18 protein-coding genes are annotated in these 21,470 nt (G+C 40.1%); 6 read left to right on the top strand and 12 right to left on the bottom strand.

All coding sequences use genetic code 11. From position 1 onward, the window contains the following. Positions 1-96: 96 nt before the first annotated feature. Positions 97-1,671, top strand: a complete 1,575-nt coding sequence (locus J502_RS08975) for a sensor domain-containing diguanylate cyclase (RefSeq protein ID WP_034683865.1) — start codon at positions 97-99, stop codon at positions 1,669-1,671. A 145-nt stretch (positions 1,672-1,816) separates the two neighbouring features. Here the strand turns inward: J502_RS08975 and J502_RS08980 are convergent, their stop codons facing one another. The 3 genes from J502_RS08980 to J502_RS08990 all read right to left on the bottom strand — a co-directional run bounded on the left by J502_RS08980 (position 1,817) and on the right by J502_RS08990 (position 5,400). After that, positions 1,817-3,343, bottom strand: coding sequence for a TerC family protein (locus J502_RS08980; protein WP_005019408.1), 1,527 nt, complete (start codon positions 3,341-3,343; stop codon positions 1,817-1,819). A gap of 344 nt (positions 3,344-3,687) precedes the next feature. Beyond that, entirely contained in the window at positions 3,688-3,870 is a 183-nt protein-coding gene (locus J502_RS08985) for a hypothetical protein (protein WP_005019406.1), read from the bottom strand. A gap of 294 nt (positions 3,871-4,164) precedes the next feature. Then, positions 4,165-5,400 carry an acetamidase/formamidase family protein gene (locus J502_RS08990; protein ID WP_034683867.1) on the bottom strand — a complete coding sequence of 412 codons (1,236 nt, stop codon included), beginning with the start codon at positions 5,398-5,400 and terminating at the stop codon, positions 4,165-4,167. A 240-nt stretch (positions 5,401-5,640) separates the two neighbouring features. On the opposite strand from J502_RS08990, the gene J502_RS08995 reads away from it, so the two are divergent. Then, positions 5,641-6,825, top strand: coding sequence for a DUF1615 family protein (locus tag J502_RS08995; protein ID WP_034670422.1), 1,185 nt, complete (start codon positions 5,641-5,643; stop codon positions 6,823-6,825). Then, a complete protein-coding gene (locus J502_RS09000; protein ID WP_005019403.1) occupies positions 6,792-7,445 on the top strand; it encodes an HAD family hydrolase in 654 nt (217 codons plus the stop codon). Before J502_RS08995 ends, J502_RS09000 begins: the two co-directional genes overlap by 34 nt. A 27-nt stretch (positions 7,446-7,472) precedes the next feature. Here the strand turns inward: J502_RS09000 and proB are convergent, their stop codons facing one another. The 8 genes from proB to uvrB all read right to left on the bottom strand — a co-directional run bounded on the left by proB (position 7,473) and on the right by uvrB (position 17,136). Further along, positions 7,473-8,606 carry a glutamate 5-kinase gene (proB, locus tag J502_RS09005; protein WP_005019402.1) on the bottom strand — a complete coding sequence of 378 codons (1,134 nt, stop codon included), beginning with the start codon at positions 8,604-8,606 and terminating at the stop codon, positions 7,473-7,475. A 17-nt stretch (positions 8,607-8,623) separates the two neighbouring features. Continuing rightward, positions 8,624-9,832 (bottom strand): Obg family GTPase CgtA, encoded by a 1,209-nt coding sequence (gene cgtA / locus J502_RS09010; protein WP_005019400.1) that lies wholly within the window; start codon positions 9,830-9,832, stop codon positions 8,624-8,626. A gap of 224 nt (positions 9,833-10,056) precedes the next feature. Continuing rightward, positions 10,057-10,746 (bottom strand): hypothetical protein, encoded by a 690-nt coding sequence (locus J502_RS09015; RefSeq protein ID WP_034683868.1) that lies wholly within the window; start codon positions 10,744-10,746, stop codon positions 10,057-10,059. Between the two features lie 12 nt (positions 10,747-10,758). Further along, positions 10,759-11,469 carry an MFS transporter gene (locus J502_RS09020; RefSeq protein WP_171072018.1) on the bottom strand — a complete coding sequence of 237 codons (711 nt, stop codon included), beginning with the start codon at positions 11,467-11,469 and terminating at the stop codon, positions 10,759-10,761. A gap of 149 nt (positions 11,470-11,618) precedes the next feature. Then, a complete protein-coding gene (locus tag J502_RS09025) occupies positions 11,619-13,076 on the bottom strand; it encodes a glyceraldehyde-3-phosphate dehydrogenase (RefSeq protein WP_034683871.1) in 1,458 nt (485 codons plus the stop codon). A gap of 263 nt (positions 13,077-13,339) precedes the next feature. Continuing rightward, positions 13,340-14,275 carry an EamA family transporter RarD gene (gene rarD / locus J502_RS09030; RefSeq protein WP_034683873.1) on the bottom strand — a complete coding sequence of 312 codons (936 nt, stop codon included), beginning with the start codon at positions 14,273-14,275 and terminating at the stop codon, positions 13,340-13,342. A 131-nt stretch (positions 14,276-14,406) separates the two neighbouring features. Next, positions 14,407-14,991, bottom strand: a complete 585-nt coding sequence (locus J502_RS09035) for a lipocalin family protein (RefSeq protein ID WP_005019391.1) — start codon at positions 14,989-14,991, stop codon at positions 14,407-14,409. A 123-nt stretch (positions 14,992-15,114) separates the two neighbouring features. After that, positions 15,115-17,136 carry an excinuclease ABC subunit UvrB gene (gene uvrB / locus J502_RS09040; RefSeq protein WP_005019389.1) on the bottom strand — a complete coding sequence of 674 codons (2,022 nt, stop codon included), beginning with the start codon at positions 17,134-17,136 and terminating at the stop codon, positions 15,115-15,117. A 193-nt stretch (positions 17,137-17,329) separates the two neighbouring features. Between uvrB and J502_RS09045 the strand changes: the two genes are divergently transcribed. Both J502_RS09045 and J502_RS09050 read left to right on the top strand, forming a co-directional pair. Continuing rightward, positions 17,330-18,133 (top strand): A1S_2505 family phage non-structural protein, encoded by an 804-nt coding sequence (locus tag J502_RS09045; RefSeq protein WP_005019388.1) that lies wholly within the window; start codon positions 17,330-17,332, stop codon positions 18,131-18,133. Between the two features lie 221 nt (positions 18,134-18,354). Beyond that, positions 18,355-19,788, top strand: coding sequence for a sensor domain-containing diguanylate cyclase (locus J502_RS09050; protein WP_005019387.1), 1,434 nt, complete (start codon positions 18,355-18,357; stop codon positions 19,786-19,788). A gap of 49 nt (positions 19,789-19,837) precedes the next feature. Here the strand turns inward: J502_RS09050 and J502_RS16950 are convergent, their stop codons facing one another. Next, positions 19,838-20,005: a hypothetical protein gene (locus tag J502_RS16950; RefSeq protein WP_005019383.1), complete on the bottom strand. Its 168-nt coding sequence runs from the start codon at positions 20,003-20,005 to the stop codon at positions 19,838-19,840. A gap of 212 nt (positions 20,006-20,217) precedes the next feature. Between J502_RS16950 and J502_RS09055 the strand changes: the two genes are divergently transcribed. Continuing rightward, positions 20,218-21,453, top strand: coding sequence for a pyridoxal phosphate-dependent aminotransferase (locus J502_RS09055; RefSeq protein ID WP_005019381.1), 1,236 nt, complete (start codon positions 20,218-20,220; stop codon positions 21,451-21,453). Positions 21,454-21,470 lie beyond the last annotated feature (17 nt).

Below are 21,470 nucleotides of genomic sequence, written 5' to 3' on the forward strand. Positions count from 1 at the left end.
AACTAACCCATATCTAAAAATAAAAAGAACAAATATTAACCAAGAACATACAAAATAAGATAGAATATTTCACTGTTGATATAGATTTCATGCACCATGTCACATATTAGCTTTATTCATGCCCTTAACCTTAACTTAAGAAAACTAATCCTTATTCTTACCATATTTGCTGTTTCTTCTTTATTTATTATCTCCTTACTCATTGGTCACTATATTGCTAAAAAAGAATTAATAAATGATTCACTTGCCTTGAACTATGAATATGCTTTTAAGATCGCGAATAGTACTGACAACTATTTTAGAAATCTTTTATCTGAACTCAAGCATAGTACTTTAGCCGTTAGTTATTCTTTTGATAATAATAAATTACGGCAATATGAAGTCGATCGCCTGAAGAATCAAGCTCATTATTTTAATGCGGTAATCATTGGTGACCGTCGAGGAAATATTCTTAATTTTAGTCCGGCCAGTTTTGATAGCGGTCAACTGACAAATCAGGATCTTCTAAACTTCAAGCATCTAGCACAGAGTAAACAACCCTATATTTCTCAACCTTATTATTCTATCAGGCACAATTTAATTATTTTTATAGCTCAACCAATCTTCAACAAGCAAAATATTTATCAGGGCTATATGGGGGTTGTTATCAATTTAAATGAAAAAAATATTATCAGTGACCTTCTTGCCAGCGAATACGGTTATAAAAAAAATTATATGTATGTGATCGATCAAAGCAGACAGATTATCTTTCATCCCGATTCCGCGAGAATAGGTAGCATTATGACTAACAATACTGCCCTCTCTTATATGAACCAAATCAATAGAGGGCGAGTAGAGCTCATTAACAGTCAAGGAATAGAAAATTTAGCAGGTTTCGCTCGTATTTCTACTACCAACTGGATTGTGGTTTCTCAACAGCCAACCAGAGAGTTACTTAAACAGGCAAATTCAGTAATTTATAAAGTATCAGTTGTTATCCTATTATTTTATCTATTGATCTTTTTGGTGATCTGGAAACTTTCACTATTCATTTCTTCCCCCTTGAATCACTTGGCTAAAATGGCGAGTCGTCTTAACCAGCCAGAAATAGAACAGAAAATTCAAGCGATTAGCCCTTGGTATTATGAAGTACAGAAATTCAAACTATCTTTACTTTTAAGTGCACAAAATTTTAGTAAGAAAATTTCAGAAATGAATCATCATGTTAATTCTGATCCTCTCACTGGCTTGTACAATCGCAGGGGGATCGATATCTTTATTAAAGAAATGGTAGATAACCATACACCTTTTTCTATTCTCCTGATTGATGTCGACTATTTTAAAAAAATTAATGATACTTATGGCCATATTCAAGGTGATATAGTTTTAAAACAAATTGCCGGTCATTTAAGAACCAATTTTCGTAAAGATGATATTTGCTGTCGTTGTGGAGGAGAAGAGTTTGCTGTACTCATGCCTACTATTGATAAAAAAGCAGTCTATAACAGTGCTGAACGTTTAAGAAAAAAAATAGAATCGAATATTACCAACCTGTCTGGCCCGGTAACTATTTCTATTGGTATCGCATACTGGCCAGAGAGCTCCAAAAGCACTGAAGAAGTTTTCAAAATTGCTGATCACTATCTTTATCAAGCTAAACGTGAAGGTCGTAACTGTGTTCGTGGTCCATAAAGTATAGTTTATATAAACCGGCATATAACGGGCTATTCTAGTTATTTAAACGATGCTTGCTCTTCTCTGTTTAAATTTAGGCTTGCATATGAATACATTAAAATAAAAAAGAGCTTCTTAAAGAAGCTCTTTTTAAAAGACCAGATTATGATTGATGTGTAATCTGAACAGTCTTGATTCGGTTACCTTCCAGTTCTGTCACTTCAAAATGTACACCCCGGAAATCTAGTTGAGTACCGATTGTGATCTTATCCTGAATTTTATCTAAAATCAGACCAGCTACACTCACATAGTCTGCATCATCTTCTACCAGGTCTAGCATGCCAAGCTCCAGTTCTAGTTGATACAAATCCAGACTTCCAGCAGCTTTCCAAGTGCTTTCATCAATCTTTACCAGGTCAAGCTGTTCATCGGCATCTGGAAACTCACCTGCAATTGCCTCAAATACATCTAGTGGTGAAATAAGTCCCTGGATATTACCAAACTCATCATTGACCAATACTAGCGAGCCTTTGGAAGTACGCAAAGTATTAATCGCATCAATCACTTTCATTTTTTCAAAAATGTAGATTGGACGTTGCTGTTTTAACAGGGCTTTTAGCTGGACTTCATCTTCAAGTACATCTAGCAGTTCCTTGGCACGTATCACGCTGATTACTTTATCAAGGCTACCACGGCATACAGGAAACAGGCTATGAGGAACAGATAATACCTGTTCACGAATCTGTTCAGGTGAATCCTCAAGGTTTACCCAGGAAATCTGGTTACGGGGAGTCATAATTGAGGCTACTGAGCGTTCGGCAAGTGTCAGTACTCCACCAATCATATAGCGCTCTTCATCTACAAATGCATCTTGCGCTTCTGTAGATTGTGCATCAGCCACAGTTTCTACACGTCCACCCATCAGTTTTAAAATCGAGTTCGCTGTACGATGACGCAGAGGAATTTTTGCCTCATGCTTTGCTGCATTTCGCGAAGTAAACTGATTAAATATCTCAATAAGAATTGCAACACCTATACCTGAATAAATATAGCCTTTAGGAATATGGAAACCAAATCCTTCAGCAATCAGGCTAATACCAATCAAGAGCAGGAAGCTTAAACACAGGATAATAACGGTCGGATGACGGTTTACAAATTCAGTTAATGGTTTGGAAGCCAGCAACATTACTGCCATAGCGACAATCATGGCGGCCATCATGACATAAATATTGTCAACCATTCCAATTGCAGTAATCACCGAATCTAAAGAGAATACAGCGTCGAGTATAACAATCTGGGCTACAACCGCAGTAAAACTTGCATAAGCTACATTTGTAGTAACTTTAACTTCAGTTTTACCTTCCATCCGTTCATGTAATTCACTGACTGCTTTATAAAGCAGGAACAGACCACCGAATAAAAGAATCAGATCCCGACCGGAGAAAGTCCAGTCAAAGACAGTAATAAGCGGTTGAGTCAAAGTGACTAACCAAGAGATAGCAAATAATAAGCCCAAACGCATTACTAGGGCTAAAGAAAGACCTATTACACGGGCTTTGTCCCGTTTTTCAGGAGGGAGCTTGTCAGCCAAAATGGCAATAAAAACCAGGTTATCAATACCTAGAACAATTTCTAAAACAATCAGGGTAAGTAAACCCACCCATATGCCCGGATCTAATAAAAATTCCATTAGTTTAGACCTCCGGATAAATGAGGCTGATTAAAAATAATTTTTGATCGACACGGCGATGGATCCATATAAGTGAACCTTTTCAACTAAAGATAAAATTATTATGCACACTTTTAGTAAATTGTAATTACTTTTTTATAATGAGATGAAAGGTTTTATGTATAACTGCTATAGCCTTTATGAATTATTAGATTCATTTATAATTAAACAGAGAGTAATTTTTTATTATTTAGAAAATATAAATATTATATAATTTGAACAGGTTTAATATAGTTATAATAAAACTGTTTTTGAAGGCAGGGCTTTAAAGTTCACAGCTTGTATCTTATAAAGCCCTGTATTGTCTAATCTGAAGAGGCGGATGATTTGTGCTCTTGTTCATATTGATAGTCTAAAGCAGCTTTTTGGGCTTCGGCTGCAGCAATGGCTTCTGGTGCAGGTCGATCCGCGGTAGAAGCAGCAATAACAGAAGACGTAAATGACGTACCAGTTAAAGAAAGTATAAGAACTGCGTAAATATTCTTCATTTTGATTCCTCTACTTTTTAAATCGCTTTATAAGTCATTTAATACCCCCTATTAAGCTGGGTCTGTAAGAGGATGGTCGAGAAATGTAAGGGCTTAGCCCCTATAATTACTTAGGCAACCTGAATAATCATTTGATTAAATAAAAGTGACACTTAAAGACTGAATGTATATTTTTATCATAAAAAATGTAGAGTCATAACATATTATTAGGCTAGTTAGTTCAGTTTAAGTATCCCTATATTTCTTTAAGAGCAAGAGAAAATATCCTCATCGATATTTTCTCTCTTCTCCCATTTATCTGCTTTTTTCTGGCTGATTAAATTCTTTGAAATCAGCTTTTCGAATCATAGCGTGAATTCCTTTAGTCCGGTCTACTACTTGTGAAACTTCAAAATCAGTAGCAGCACTTAAATAAGCATAAGCAAGTGCTTCATCAATACCATATTCCTGATTTAAGAACCGGATAGCTTCACGGGTGGATTTTTTCATGGCTATATCAAGGTCTTCATCTAATCCTGGTGTAATCCAGAATTGATCATTTTCAGCCAGTACATGTTTAATCTCCTTACCAGGAATTTTGTCCTTTCCAGCTTTTAGCAGTGTAAATTTCAATGTAGCGCGTGCTGAACCTTCAAGTGCCGTTAAAGCGACTTCACCATCGCCCTGAACGAAATGGCTATCACCAGTATAGAAAAGTGCGCCAGGAACCTGGACCGGATAATAAACAGTTGAGCCTTTACCTAACTCGTTAATATCAATATTTCCGCCAAAGAAAGCAGGTGGAATTGAATTTACTGGTTCACTGGTATTAGCAGCCACACCCATAATTCCCATAAATGGTGCAAGAGGGAAACGAATCGACTTGCCCTGTTGTGTTTTTAGTACACCTTCATATTCTCCCTGAGCATTTTTCTCAATAGGTGTAAAAACTGATACATTGCCATAACGTTCCGGGTGTAAGTGGGAAGCACCTTCCTGTACTGTTTTTTTAGGGTATTCTCCTACTAGAGTGCCTTTACCATGACGGTTAGAAATTACCCCATACGGAACTCGTGGTTCAACATTGAGTACTTCTACCTTTAATATATCACCCGGCATTGCCCCCTGTATTTCAATAGGCCCCGTCACAATATGTGGTCCATCTTTACTAAAATCATGTTTTAAAGCAGACTGCGTAATCATCTTTGCTTCATCTAGAATATATTTTGGCTTTACACCCTGGGAACGAAAATATTTTTCTGCATTACGCCCCTGATCTTCGAGCAGGCCTTCATGGGAAACAGTATCAAAAATAACAGTACTATCGGTAGGCACACTTAGAACTGGTCGAGAATCTTTATTAGGCAGATAACCCCATTGAATAGTTTTTAAAGTACTGGGTATATAATATTGATCTTTATACTTTCCCTGCGTTAAAAGTCCCGGCTGATTACTTATCTGTTTAAGAACTTTAAACTCTTCTGCAAAAGTTGAAGTAGAGCCTAGTAAAGCTGACAATATAGCCAGTGATAAAGTAAGCGGTTTATACATCCTATTTCCCTAAATTTAAAAAGTTGAATATTCATCTTTTTAAAAGCAAGGGTCATGCCAACTAGAATTATTAAATCTTATTCATCAATTCTCTGTCGCTTAATAATATGTACAGGGATATAGAATTATTTTTTAAACGGGCTTCTCTAATATACATATATATTCGTACATTTTATTAGCGACATAGTATACTTCATTCGCCTTAGGTGCTTATCCCTGTACTCATCTGTCTTCATTGTCATGAAAAAAAATTTACGCTGCACAACCGCCGTTAAATCCTTAAGTGTTCTTGTTCTGTCACTCAGTCTGATTGCCTGCGGCGAAGGCTCGTGGTGGTCTAAAAATGATGAGCCAGAATTAAAAGAAGAGCAGATTAAACGGCTTATTCCTACTCGTGTACAAAACCGTGGCTCTTGGGCTGGCGACTTATATGAGATTACTGACCAGTTGGGAATACCTAAAACCAAGGAAAATATCTGTACAATTATTGCAGTAGTCGATCAAGAATCTAACTTTGTTGCTGACCCGCAAGTACCGGGTTTGGGTGAAAAAGCTATACGTGAAGTTGATCAGCGTCTTGAAGATAAACTGGGTGTAACACTGGCCGGATATTTTAAGAATATGCTGAAAACCCAACCTTCTCCGGATGATAACTACCTGAGCAGAATGCGCAAGGTTAAAACAGAACGTGAACTGGATGAACTCTACCGTGAAATGTTTAATCATTTTAGTAAACACTATCATGTAAGTGCTCTAACCGGAGCCGCCCGTCTGGTAGGACAAGATGTTTCTGAACGTTTAAATCCGATTACAACCTTGGGTTCAATGCAGGTTCATATCGGTTATGCCAAAGAGCATAAGCGTTCTGGTATGAACATGGCTGAATTGCGTAGCGACCTGTATACCCAAAATGGCGGCCTATATTATGGGATCCATCGTTTGATGATGTCCCCTGCTGATTATGACAAGCCGCTCTACCGCTTTGCAGATTATAACTCTGGACGCTATTCAAGCCGTAATGCAGCCTTTCAGAGTATGCTTAATGACTTAACTGAAGCAGAGCTAGACCTAGATGGTGACCTGCTACTTTATAATAAAGACGGTAGCATCCGTTCAAACAAAAGCCAGTCTGAACGTGAGCTGATTGCGGTCTTTGCTGCAAACAATGTTCTGATTACGCCACGCCAAATTCGCTCTGATTTAAAGGAGGAAAAAGAGCAAGACTTTGAAGATACTCAAACTTACCTTGCAGTAAAAAAACTCTACCAGGAAAAAACAGGTAAAGAACCAATTTATGCCATTATGCCAGAAGTAGTCATTTCCGGACCAAAATTAAGCCGTGACTATAATACCAACTGGTTTGCCACACGCGTCAATGGACGATATCAGACATGCATGCAACGCGCCAAACGTATCAAGCTATAAACCTTGCGCTATTTGATTTTGACGGTACATTGTGCCGTAGTGACAGCTTTACTGGCTTTATCTTTTATACGCTCTCTAAACGACATATCATGCGTCAAGGCCTGAAAATTCTCCCTTGGATTCAGGCCTATTATTTCAAGCTATACACTGCACACCAGATGCGCCCGAAATTGTTTTCGGCCATGTTTAAAGATAGTAATGCCAAAAATATACATTCAATGGCAGAACAGTATGCACACTTGTTAGTACACCAGCTTAATCCTGAATTATTAAGGCGTCTGAGACAACATCAAGCACAAGGTGACGATGTTGTTATTGTATCGGCTTCAATCGATCTTTATCTTGAACCTTTTTGCAGGCTGCTTGGAGTAGACCTGATTTGCACTGAAACTGAAGTACATCAGGGCAAATTGAGCGGATTTTATAGCAGTCCAGATTGCAGTTGCGAGCAGAAAAAGTTAAGGATACAAGAAAAATATACATTAACCGATTACCAGTCTGTTTATGCGTATGGGAACAGTTATGAAGACCTAGAAATGTTTAGTCTGGCTGATTACTGCTATATGGTTGGAGAAGATGCTGAACTGCCTACATTAGAGCCTATAAAAAAGCTCGCCTGAGCGAGCTTTTTTATTAATACAAGAATCTCAGTAAATCGCCATATGATTGCGATGAATCATTTCTAGAGAGCGTGCTTCACCAAGAACTTGATAAACTTTATTGGAAGATAGACCTTTTACAATTTCCGCAGAGCGCGAACTGAAATTCACTCGGCCTACTGCAATCCGTTTGCCCCGGCTATCTACACACTCCACAACATCACCACGATTAAAATGGCCTTCCACGGCGCGAACACCCACAGGTAACAGACTACGGTGTTTTTCACGAATAGCTTCTATCGCACCATCATCGATTACAAGCCGCCCGGCGGTCTGTAAATGGGCAGCCAGCCACTGTTGATGCGCAGTCATGCGATCTTTATCAGTGGCAAATAGAGTCCCCAGCATTTCACCGCTCATCAGACGTGAAAGTACGTTGTCACTTTCACCACTGGCAATCAGGGTAGGACAACCTGATCTTGCGGCCAAACGTGCAGCACGAACTTTAGTGACCATACCGCCTCGGCCAAGTACGCCGCCACCGCCTGCCATTTCAAACAGACTATCATCAAGTGCACGCACTGTAGAAAGTAGTTTGGCTTGCGGGTTGGAACGCGGATCTGAGTCGAACATACCTTGCTGGTCTGTCAGAATAATTAACAGGTCAGCATGTACTTGTCCTGCTACCATTGCAGCAAGTGTATCATTATCGCCAAAGCGGATTTCATCCGTCGAGACTGTATCGTTTTCATTAATAACTGGCACCACTTGCCAGTCAATCAGATGCTGTAATGCATCACATGAGTTTAAATAACGTCTACGGTCTGCCAGATCATCGTGAGTTAAAAGTACCTGTGCAGTTTGAATCCCATGCTTTTCCAATACACTGGACCAGGTTTGGATTAATCCCATCTGGCCAATGGCAGCACATGCCTGAAGACTGGGTAAATCTGTGGGTCGACTGCTCAATTTCATGCGCACCATCCCCTCTGCCACAGCACCGGAAGACACTAATATAATTTCATGTCCGGCTTTATGCAGGTCAGCAATCTGATTAGCCCAATGCGAAATTGCATTAAGATCCAGTCCCTGACCATTTGCTGTGAGTAAAGATGAGCCGATTTTTACAACGATACGTTTACAAGCTTTGAGCTGTCGCTGCCCATCTACCACTTCTATCATCATGTCCTCAGTTCTACTTAACGTACGTAGATTACTTCCACTTCATCATCGTCATCATCGAAGTCCTCATCATCCTCATGATCTGCAAGACGTTGCGCACGACGCATTGCACGATAGGCTTCTTTGGCGGCGATGGTTTGCTCACGTGTTTCAGCTTCAAGCTGTTCACGGAATGCCTTAACCTGAGCTGCATATTCAGGGTCTTCAATTTCACGTTCACGTTGCTGCTCAATCTGGTCCATCAGATAATAAACAACATCTTTTGTTCCTTCGCTTAGCAGACCTGAAGTCTTAAATACCGGGCCATCCCAGTTCAATTCATTCAGAATATGTTCACACCATTCTTCACGGCTATCCTCTGGTAACTGGTCGAGTTTGTTGAGAACCAGAACCACAGGTAACTGTGCCAGTGTTGGTGAGAACTTTTCAAGTTCACGTAAAATTGCTTTGGCATTATGTACCGGGTCTGAACCGTCAATCGGCTGCACATCGACGATGTGTAATAAAATACGGGTACGTGCCAAATGTTTCAGGAAGCGGATACCCAAGCCTGCGCCTTCTGCCGCGCCTTCGATCAGACCAGGAATATCAGCCATTACAAATGAACGGTGACGATCAGCATCAACGACACCCAGATTTGGCACCATAGTGGTAAATGGATAGTCTGCTACCTTAGGTTTAGCTGCAGAAACAGCACGAATAAAGGTCGACTTACCAGCATTCGGCATCCCCAGCAGTCCTACATCAGCCAGTACTTTAAGCTCCAGACGGATCTCACGATACTCCCCTTTTACACCAGTTGTACATTTACGTGGAGCACGGTTGGTTGATGACTTAAAATGAGTATTTCCCAGCCCACCTTCACCACCACCGGCAACTAGTACTCTCTGGCCACTTTCAATCAGATCACCAATAATATCGCCTGATTCTGTATCCACTACAGTCGTTCCTACAGGAACATATAAAACAACGTCTTCACCACCACGTCCGGTACAGTTTGCACCTGCTCCGTTCTTGCCACGTTCAGCACGGAACTTACGGGTATAACGATAGTCGACCAGCGTACTGGTATTGTCATCCGCCTGGATATAAATGCTTCCCCCACGGCCACCGTCACCACCGTCCGGTCCACCAAAAGGTACAAATTTCTCACGGCGAAAACTGGCTACGCCATTGCCACCGTCGCCAGCCTCTACGGTAATGACTGCTTCATCAACAAAGCGCATATGCCAATCCTCTAAAAACTCTTAAAACCGCCTATTCTGCCATATTTTTACTAAATTCTCGAATAGAAAATATAGCAATTGTTTATTATAAGCCGGTATTTGCAAGCTTCATAAATGCTTATAAAGTTTGACGGTTTTTCTATAGGGTTTTTATAGCTTTAAATCAGCAACTCGCTTAGTTTTAAATAAGCAACCTAAATAATTTAATTCCACTTTTAATTGTTCTATTGATATTGAATATAACTTAACGGCAGTAGCATTTTCATATCCAGATTGGCTTTGGTATTACGCTCAACGTTATACATGGTGGCTTCGAAGTTAGCGATCTTAGGAATATTAATCGGATCATTCAGTTCTAAAGAAGGATTAAGCTGATGCTTTACATGCACATTAATCGGTTGTTGGTTAAACTCGAAATACACCGGGCCATTAAATGCAATCTGGATGGGCAATTCATAAGTCCGGTTCAGTTCAAATGGAACATCAATATTTACCGGTACATCGAGTTTTAAAGGAAATTTTGGAAGTAGTTTGTTTTTATAGATCAAATCTGTAGTCGTTTCGACGGGCATCACCTGATTAATTTTGAGCATGGTCGAATATTTAATTTGTACCGATACAGGAGTGGTCACATTAAATTTTAAATCTGCCAGATATTTGCCATCCAATGGTAAAACCAAGTGGTGATCAAGATCAATTGATGAACTGATTCGCCCTATAGTCTGTGCAGTCAGATATTCTCCTACATGAATACGGGTACCTAGAGAATGGGGTAAAGTAATATCGGTCTGGGTCGAGCTCACCTGTAGAGAAGCCTGTACATTTAAATACAGCCAGAACACTAGTGCAATTAAGCTACTCACTAAAATAAAACTGGCCAGCCAGACTTTTAACGAGAAGTTACTGATATTCATCCTTAACTTCTCCTATTTTAAGGTGGAAGCTTGCGAACTGGCCGGTTCAGCCGTAACCCGCTTAAGTGTTATATGTTCAAGGGGTATTGAAAGCTCTCCCTTACGTATCTTTACCGGCAGAATATTCTTGACATCAACCGAAGCAGAAAGTGGCGCATTAACTGGAACACTGAGTCTACCTTGAATGGGAATACTTGTATTCAATGTTGTATTCAATGGAATATTCAGATTTTCACGAATGACCGTTTTGACTGGAGCCGTAAATTTTAAATGTACTTTCTGGTTTAAAGGCACTTTAATATCAATCGGCACATCAAGATCAATAGGAATATTACCTTTGAGCGGTAACGTTACATCTTTGCCCAAAATTCTGACTTTGACCTTGGTATCAATAGGTAGTTCCTGTTTCACCTTAAGTGTTTCTTTTACCGGTATAACAGTATTGATAGGTACTTCATTATCAAAATATACCCGTGGATTTAAAGTCTGAGATAGTGGAATATCAAGCTGTTCATGAATCGGTATACTGGCATTCACTTTTCCTTTGACATTCACATCTAGGGCCTCATGAATTTTAACGCGTGCTTGCAAGGGTTCCTGTAATTCAATATCAACTGCCTGATTTTGTAAGGGAATGTTGATCTTGAAATGTTTAAATGCCCAAATGGCAATCAGCACCCCGCACAGGGTCGCGAGTAGAATAAAGGCTATTCCACTTAGCATGGTCTTTATTTGCAAAATATCTTCCTTAACAACATATTATTTTTTTACTCATCAATATTGTTATAAATTTCTATGTGTTGTTCAGCAGTTTTTTTGTACAGATATAAAAAAACCCGGGTGAACCCAGGTTTTTTTAAAATACTTATGACTTATGCATTAGTTTCAGCAGGAATCTTAGGGTAACTTACGCCACCCATCTGCTCAGCAATACGTAATACCTGACAGCTATAGCCAACTTCATTGTCATACCATACATAAGCAGTCAAACGGTTGCCAGAAGTAATTGTTGCCTGTGCATCAAATACCCCTGCGGTACGTGAACCGATGAAATCGCTCGATACCACTTCAGTAGAGTTGGTATAGCCAATCTGGCCCTGCAAGTTAGAGTTGATTGAAATTTGACGAATAAATTCGTTCACTTCTTCACGATCAACTTCTTGGTCCAGAGTCAGGTTAAGAATTGCCAGTGATACGTTTGGTGTTGGCACACGTACTGAATTACCGGTTAACTTACCTTTAAGCTGAGGCAATGCCTTAGCAACAGCCTTAGCAGCTCCAGTTTCAGTAATTACCATGTTAAGTGTTGCTGCACGGCCACGGCGGTCAGCTTTATGGTAGTTATCAATCAGGTTCTGGTCATTGGTAAATGAGTGTACTGTTTCAACATGACCATTAATAACTTTATATTTTTCATCCAGTACTTTAAGAATCGGAGTAATCGCATTAGTAGTACAACTAGCAGCAGAGATGATTTTGTCTTCATCCAGAATATCTGCCTGATTTACGCCGTACACGACATTTTTCATTTCACCTTTACCAGGTGCAGTTAAAATAACACGTGCAGCACCTGGGCAATTCAGATGCTGAGCCAAGCCCTCTGCATCACGCCATTTGCCTGTATTATCAATAACTAAAGCATTTTCAATACCATATTCAGTATAATCTACTTCAGCCGGGCTAGAAGCGTAGATCACTTTGATATAGTTACCATTGGCAATGATTGCTTCATTTTCTTCATCAATTGAGATGGTGCCCGCAAATGAACCATGGATTGAGTCACGACGCAACAAAGAAGCACGTTTCGCCAGATCACCATCTGCACTTTTACGTACTACAATTGCTTTTAAGCTCAGACCACGGCCCAGACCAGACTGGCTGATAATCAGACGCGCCAGAATACGGCCAATACGGCCAAAGCCATAAAGTACAACATCTTTAGGCTGTGCAGAAGCAGGGTTACCTTCTAGTGTCTTGACAGCCTCTTTTACAAAAGAGTCAACATCACCCCCCTGTTCCTTATATTCAACAGCCAGTTTACCCAGATCAATCTCAGCAGAACCGATATTGTCGATTTTTACCAATGCCTCAAGGATTGGAAAAGTATGAACAACAGAAAGCTCTACATCCATTACGCGGGTACGACGATGGGCTTTTAAAATCTGGATTACTGAACGGTTAACTAAAGAACGGCCATAAACAGAAGTGACAATATTTTTTTCACGGTATAACTGGCCAATCAGCGCAATCATCCGTTCCGCAATTTCTTCACGGTTTTTCCAGCGACCTTGGTGTTCTGCGTGCAGGGCGATGATAGTGTCTTTGCTCACAAATACGTCCTCTAATTAATAATGTATCTAGGCGTGAATTTCAAAACCCGATAATTGTAATGGAATTATCGGCAAGAATGAAACAAAAGCTGAAAGGGCTGGTCATATTTTCCAATATATTGCTTATAATTTCATAAAATATCGCTAATTTTTTACAAAATTATCTTACAGGCTTATCTGTTCAGAATTCTAGAGATATGAATACTTAAATTGGGTGAATAAAATCACTTAGCAAATCATGTAGTTCTTACTCAAGACTCTAGCTAGTCATCTTTTAAACGGGTCTGGTAAGATTTCAGATTACGTACCAGATCCTGTTTATTTTTTTGCTGTCGGTATAAATGTAAGCTTCCTTCTACTACTAACACCAATACTGCACACCAGATAGGAATATAGGTCAGCCATTCATCGCCTGAGATTGCTTCGCCCAAGGCAACTGAAGCCAAGGCTAGCAGTACAGGTTCCAGATAGCTGAGCAAGCCAAAAATTACCATAGGCAAATAACGGCTTGCCAAAATATAACTGCCCAAGCCTAAAGCACTTAAGGCTCCCAGACCTGCTATCGCCGGGAATAGGTGGGGATAAGCAAGAAACTGGCTGTAACTATGTAGACCAATGCTGCTCAAATAAATTGCAACCGGAAGAATTAATACAATATCCCACCAGAAGCCTCCCAGATGATCTGTATGAATTTTTTTTCGCAAAAAGAAGTAAAAGGGATAGGCTACGGCGACATAGGCTGTTTCCCAAGCTATACCGCCGATTCGCCAGAGTTCATGGCCAACACCTATAGCTGCCAGTGCTACTGCCACTACCTGAAATCTTGACAACTTTTCTTTAAATAAAATACATCCTATAAGCACCATGACCAGTGGTAATAAGAAATAGCCCAATGAAACCTGTAAGCCTCGTCCATTCATTGGACCCCACAGAAAGAGCCATAACTGGGAAGTACATAAAATGGAGCTAACCAATAACATTAGAATAAATTGAGGTTTGGCTTTAAGCCGCTGCCAAATAGCAGAAATATATTTAAAATCACCACTCCAATACATAAAAAATGTCAGAAATGGCAAAGTTGATAGCATACGCCAAGCAAAGGTTTGCTCACTATTAAGAGGAGCAAGAAAGGTTGTAAAAAAATAGAGAACCCCGAAGGTGAGTGATGCTGTAACGGATAGCACAACGCCTTTAAACACTTTCTACTGCCCCTCTATTTTTTAATCTTGCATTATAAAGGAGCAGAAAAGATAAATGGAAAATTCATCTATTTATTTAAAAATCATACTTAAACATGTTTTCTAAGACTCAGAAGATCAAGACAAATCTATTATTTAGTCGTATGTTGAGTATGAATAATATCATCAAGCTTATAACCCAATGAAGAAGCGTAATTCAGGTATTCATTTACCACGTCCTGTTTAACCTGTGGTGTACGTGACAGTACCCAAAGGTACTTTCGAGAAGGTTCCCCTACCAGTACTGTCTGGTAATTGTCATCAAGCTTCAAGATCCAATAATCGCCTCGGCCTAAGGGTAACCAACGAATTGCCTCTGGCAGGAAACTGACTTCAAGTTTACTGTTAAATGGAGGGTTAATCACATATGCTTCACCTAGTGAACGCATCATTTTACCTTCCTGGGTATAACAGCGATTATCTACTGTTATGTTGCCATTTTCATTTAACGTATAAGTAGCTGTAACATCACGCGCACATTTTCGCTGAAAGTACATAGGTTTTCGGGCTACTTCGTACCATACACCCAGATACTTATCCAGTTCAACTCGCTCAACCACAGGCATGGTTTTACTTTGCGCATATGCCATTGTCCCGACAGCAAGACCAGTCAGCAATGCTCCCCCTACTGCAATCTTTGTTAATTGCCAACCTGCTTTTGATATATTTTTAGTCATAGCACATGAAACCTCGTAGAAATGAAAGAGTTATTTCACAGAATAATCTAACTTAACTCGTTCTTTTTGCACTCTATGTAGTGTTATGTTATGAATTTGCTGCGAAAAATTTTCAGCCTGCCACTATTGTAACATTTGGGCTTTTAGCCGCAGAATTTCATCACGAAGACGGGCTGCCTGTTCAAACTGTAACTCTTTAGAAGCTTTAAGCATTTCTTTTTCCAGCTTCGCCATATGCTTACTTAGAAGTTTCGGATCAGCTAAAATATGCCGTTCATCGGCTGTCAGAGAAAGTGCCTGCGCGGTGATTTTCTCATCAATCTCGTCCTCAGCTAATACTTCTCCAGTATCAATTTCTTTAATGACCTGACGCACTGCGCTACGCGGAATAATTCCATGCAATTCATTAAATTCAATCTGTTTGTTACGGCGACGTTCTGTTTCATCAATTGCTTTTTGCATAGAGTCCGTAATGCGGTCAGCATATAAGATTGCTTTGCCCTTAATATTACGTGCGGCGCGACCAATGGTCTGAATGAGTGAACGCTCGGAACGCAAAAAACCTTCCTTATCTGCATCCAGAATCGCGACAAGGGATACTTCTGGCATATCCAAGCCTTCTCGTAACAGGTTAATGCCGACCAATACATCAAACACCCCGGTACGAAGTTCATGAATAATTTTTACTCGCTCCACAGTATCGATATCTGAATGAAGATAGGCTACTTTTACCCCGTATTCTTTCAAATAAGCAGTTAAATCTTCAGCCATACGCTTAGTAAGAGTGGTCACCAGTACACGCTCATTTAAATTTTTACGTATGTTGATTTCTGATAGCACATCATCGACCTGAGTTAGTACTGGACGTATTTCAATTTCCGGATCAATCAGTCCGGTTGGCCGTACTACCTGCTCTACTACCTGTTCTGACTTTTCCAGTTCATAACGGGCAGGTGTAGCACTCACAAAGACCGTAGTGGGTATAATCCGCTCCCATTCCTCAAATTTCATGGGCCGGTTATCCAGCGCACTAGGCAAACGGAAGCCATAATTTACCAGGTTCTCTTTACGGGAACGGTCACCTTTATACATGGCTCCAATTTGCGGTACAGTAACATGTGATTCATCAATAATCAGCAGAGCATCATCAGGTACATAGTCAAACAGAGTCGGAGGTGCATCACCCGGACGGCGTCCAGATAAGTGGCGTGAATAATTTTCGATACCGTTGGTGTAACCCAGCTGTTGCATCATTTCCAGATCATACCGGGTACGTTGTTCGATACGCTGGGCTTCAAGCAGTTTATCGTGTTCGCGAAAGAATTTAAGCTGGTCTTTTAGCTCGTCACGAATAGTATCAATTGCACGAACCAGATTATCTTTTGGTGTCACATAGTGACTTTTCGGGTAAATTGTTACACGGGGTACCTTGCGCAGCATTTTGCCAGTTAAAGGGTCAAACCAGCGTATTGAATCTACTTCGTCATCAAATAGTTCAATACGGATCGCATTCTGTTCTGACTCTGCCGGAAAAATATCCATAATTTCGCCGCGGATCCGATAGGTACCACGTACAAACTCAAGCTCGTTACGGGTATATTGCATCTCTACAAGACGGCGGATAATATCGTCACGGCCAACACGGTCTCCCTGAACAATATGCAGTAGCATTTTCATATAGGCTTCAGGATCCCCCAAGCCATAAATAGCAGAAACCGAAGCGACAATAATAGCATCACGACGTTCTAGTAAAGAACGGGTAGCAGACAACCGCATCTGGTCAATGTGGTCATTAATTGCCGCATCTTTTTCAATAAAGGTATCAGAGGACGGAACATAAGCTTCTGGTTGATAATAGTCATAATAACTGACGAAGTATTCAACGGCATTATTGGGGAAAAAAGCTTTAAATTCGCCATAGAGCTGGGCAGCTAAAGTCTTATTATGTGCCATTACAATAGTGGGCCGCTGGGTTTGTGCAATGACATTCGCCATAGTATAGGTCTTACCTGAACCTGTCACCCCAAGTAACAGTTGACTTTTATACCCTTGCTGGATGCCTTTAACCAGTTTCTCAATAGCCTGTGGCTGGTCTCCGGCAGGCGCATACTGTGTAACCAATTCAAAAGGACGGCTCTCGCTCACTGATACTCTTCTCTGCTCATGATTGACCTGTATATTTTAACAGAATTCAGGCACTAACTCTTTTATGTTTAAGCGTTTCCTGATAGCTTTTTGCTATGTTTTGGTTACACTTCAAAGCGCTCAAGATTTCACTTGACCCTATGCATTTTCAGCGGCAACATGACAACACACTTCTCTGAAAAGTCTGGTTAATATGGTCTACCAATATCACGATGAAAGTATTATCAAAGCTTTGCCTGAAGATACTGTATTTGTATTTGGCAGTAATCTGGCAGGCGAACACAGTGATGGCGCTGCCCGGGTAGCCCACCAGTATTTTGGAGCAGTAAAAGGTGTGGGTCGAGGTTGGGCGGGGCAAAGTTATGCAATCCCCACTTTAAACGAGCATATTCAGCAAATGCCACTTAGCCAGATTGAGCATTATGTAGAGGATTTCAAGGTTTATACCCGTAACCACCCTAAAATGAAATATTTTATTACCGCCTTGGGCTGTGGTATTGCAGGCTACAAAGTTTCAGATATTGCTCCATTTTTTAAAGGTATTTCAAAAAATGTGATACTTCCTGAATCTTTTAAGCCTTATGTAGAACGAAATGCTTTAAAACAGTTTCCGACCCTGACCCAAGATATGGTAAGACAATTTATTAATGATGAGGTCATTTTCTATTTTAATCATGGTAGTGACTCGTTTGAGGCGGCTTTAGACAAAACCCGGTTGAAAAAAGCTGAAAAAGCCGTTGCCCTGATTGTACTTAATGAAGATATGTATCCACGTGACCGCTATGGACGTGGCCGCGAACATGAAATCAGTGATATTTTATCTAAATTCAATGGTAAAATTTATGATTTCCCGGAAAATACTGAAGGAGCCTTGGTGTTTACTGGTGTCATCATCGCATTGATGGAACTTTATGATTTTAATGAACAGGATTTTATTCGCCTCTGGGAAGGAGAAATTGAAATTGAGCATCCGGTCAATCGGCTTGCCAAAGCTTAAAATTTAATTTTATTATATATTTATAAATTACTGGGCTGAAACTAGAAATATTAAAAGTAAAATATGACAGATTTTTAGATTATTAACTTATTCAGCTCAGTAATTACAGCTTCATAAATATCTGTTATCCAGATAACCACTTATTTTCATCGGCTTATTTGTTCTAAAAAAATCTGTTTACCCCTATACTCTCGCCAGTCACCTAAAATGTGGATATAAGCATGGAACTGTTTGATTCTTCAATATTTGATCTTTCTCCAATTCCCATGTGGCTTGAAGATTATAGTGAAATCAAAAAACAGTTTGATGTCTGGCGTTCAGAAGGTATAAATGATCTGGCCGCATTTCTCAAAGAAGATATAGAACGGGTACGCAACTGTGCTCATAAAATCAAGGTCATTCGGGTCAATCCCAAAACTTTAGAAGTTTTTGAAGCAGACAGCCAGCAAGATCTGATTAAACATACTGCAAATATTTTTCAGCAGGACATGTATCAAACCCACATTCAGGAACTAGTAGCACTATGGCAGGGAGAAACCGAATTTTTTAGTACTGCTGTAAATTATACCCTAACTGGTAAACGTTTAGATATTCAGTTAAGAGCTATCGTTTTACCTGGTTATGAACATGATCTTTCACGCCTGCTTCTAACCACAGAAGATATTACCCACTACGAAAATGCCCGACGTCAGGAAGAAAAGAACCGCATTCTTGCCGAATCATTATTTATCTATTCACCGACTTCTTTATGGGTAGAAGATTTCAGTCGCATCAAACAGCGTTTTGATCAGCTAAAACAGCTAAATATTCAGGATTTCCATACCTTTTTAGATGTTCATAGTGAGTTCGTTAACCAGTGTATCGATGATATTGTGATTATCGACGTAAATCAGGCAACACTGGACCTGTTTAAAGCGCCAGATAAAGAGAGTTTATTAAAAAATACTGATCAGATTTTTGCTGACGAGATGCAGCAGACCTTCCGTGAACAGCTGATTGAACTCTGGAATGGTAATCTGCATCACCAGCGTGAAGCAGTTAATTATGCGCTTGATGGCAGTGTCCGTCATGTTATTTTGCAATTTACCGTATTTCCCGGTTATGAAAAAGACTGGGGAATGGTGCAGGTCGCTTTAACCGATATCAGCGCACGTAAAAAGGCTGAAAATTATCTGGAATATCTGGGCAGGCATGATGTGCTGACTCAGCTCTGCAACCGGGCCTTCTTTTCTGAGGAAGTCAAACGTCTTGAACGTAGCCGTTTGCGTCCTGTTTCCTGTATTTTTATAGACATGAACAGTTTAAAGGAAATTAATGACACCTTAGGTCATGATATTGGTGATGGGCTATTACGCAGAGTCGGAAACGTACTTAATCAGGCGATTGAAAACACCCGTTATACTGCATCACGCATTGGAGGTGATGAGTTCGTCATTCTCTTGCCTACAGCTACAGAAGCTGAAACACTGACTGTAACGCAAACTATTGAAGAACTGTTCAAGATTGATAACCAGTATTATGCCAGCCAACCTATCAGTATTTCCATGGGATGTGCTACGAGCAGGGAAAATGAAAGCATAGAAGCTTTATTAAAACGTGCTGATCAGCAGATGTATCAGAAAAAACAACATTATTACCAAAACAGCACGCTATAAATTAAACTGTGTGGGGTTATAAAAACAGGCAATCTACCTGTTTTTATAACTAACGCTTACCCATAGAGCGCCGAGTGCCACGTGGCGGAGCCCATGTACGGTCGGCATAGTTTTCAGCTTTAGGGCGAACCTGGTTATGTACAGCAACCTGCTCCGGATGATCGGCTGCCGGCACTGGAAACGGGAGCTTGACCAGTGGCTTTTTGTTTTGGCTCATACACTAACTCAAAATAAAACAATCCATATTGTAACGTGCTTTTCCGTTCAAATCGAACAGACATTCCGGGATTTTTTGTAGCTTCATCATGAGGTGATTCCATCTTTTTCATTTTTTTACTGATATGGTAATTTTTACACGCCCTTTAAGCAGTTTTTACGCTAAGATAATATTGCTTTTTATTTTTAATCCCCATAAGAAGGAATATTGCCGTGGACGTACGTCTCTCTGATCGTGTAAATGCCATCAAACCGTCCCCAACGCTTGCTGTAACTAATAAAGCGGCTGAGTTAAAAGCTGCTGGAAAGAATGTGATTGGTTTGGGCGCAGGTGAACCTGATTTTGATACACCACAACACATCAAAGACGCTGCTATTACAGCGATCAATAATGGTTTTACTAAATATACCGCTGTTGACGGTACGCCAGGCCTAAAAAAAGCAATTATTGCCAAGTTTAAACGTGACAATAATCTGGATTACCAACCAAACCAGATTCTGGTTTCTTGCGGTGGTAAACAGTCATTTTTTAACCTTGCACTCGCACTTTTAAATAAAGGTGATGAAGTAATTATTCCTGCACCTTACTGGGTTAGTTATCCAGATATGGTGATTATTGCTGAAGGTGTACCTGTTATTGTGAAATGCGGTGAAGAGCAGCGTTTCAAAATTACACCTGAACAGCTGGAAGCTGCAATTACTGACAAAACCCGTCTGGTGGTATTAAACAGCCCTTCCAACCCTACAGGTATGATTTATACCAAAGCTGAACTGGAAGCTCTAGCTGAGGTCCTTCGCAAATATCCGGAAGTTTATATTGCATCTGATGATATGTATGAACCGATCCGCTGGGATGATGAATTTTATAATATCGCAACTGTTGCGCCAGATTTATATGACCGCACCATCGTATTAAATGGCGTATCTAAAGCTTATGCAATGACTGGCTGGCGTATTGGTTATGCAGCAGGTCCTGCCAAGCTGATTGGGGCAATGAAAAAGATCCAGTCTCAGTCAACTTCTAATCCGACCTCAATTTCACAGGTGGCTGCAGAAGCTGCACTTAATGGTCCGCAAGATGTACTTGAGCCAATGATTGAAGCATTTAAACGCCGCCATGACCTTGTTGTAAATGGTCTTAATGAAATCAATGGTATTTCTTGTTTGCCTGCAGATGGTGCTTTTTATGCCTATGCCAACATTAAACCTCTTATTCGTGCTAAAGGTCTTAAATCTTGCACAGAATTCTCTGAATGGTTACTGGAAGAAACTGGTGTTGCAGTAGTTCCAGGTGATGCATTTGGTCTGGGAGGTTTTATGCGTATTTCTTATGCTACTGCTGATGAAGTACTGGTAGATGCTCTGGCACGTATTAAAAAAGCAGCAGACTCCATTGAAGGTGTAGATGCAGCTGTTGCTTCTGTTGAGGCTGAAAAAGCTGCCAAATAAATCCTGTAATTAGAAAA

It is taken from the genome of Acinetobacter sp. 1294596 (assembly GCF_000582925.1).
In the GTDB taxonomy this organism is placed as follows: domain Bacteria; phylum Pseudomonadota; class Gammaproteobacteria; order Pseudomonadales; family Moraxellaceae; genus Acinetobacter; species Acinetobacter radioresistens.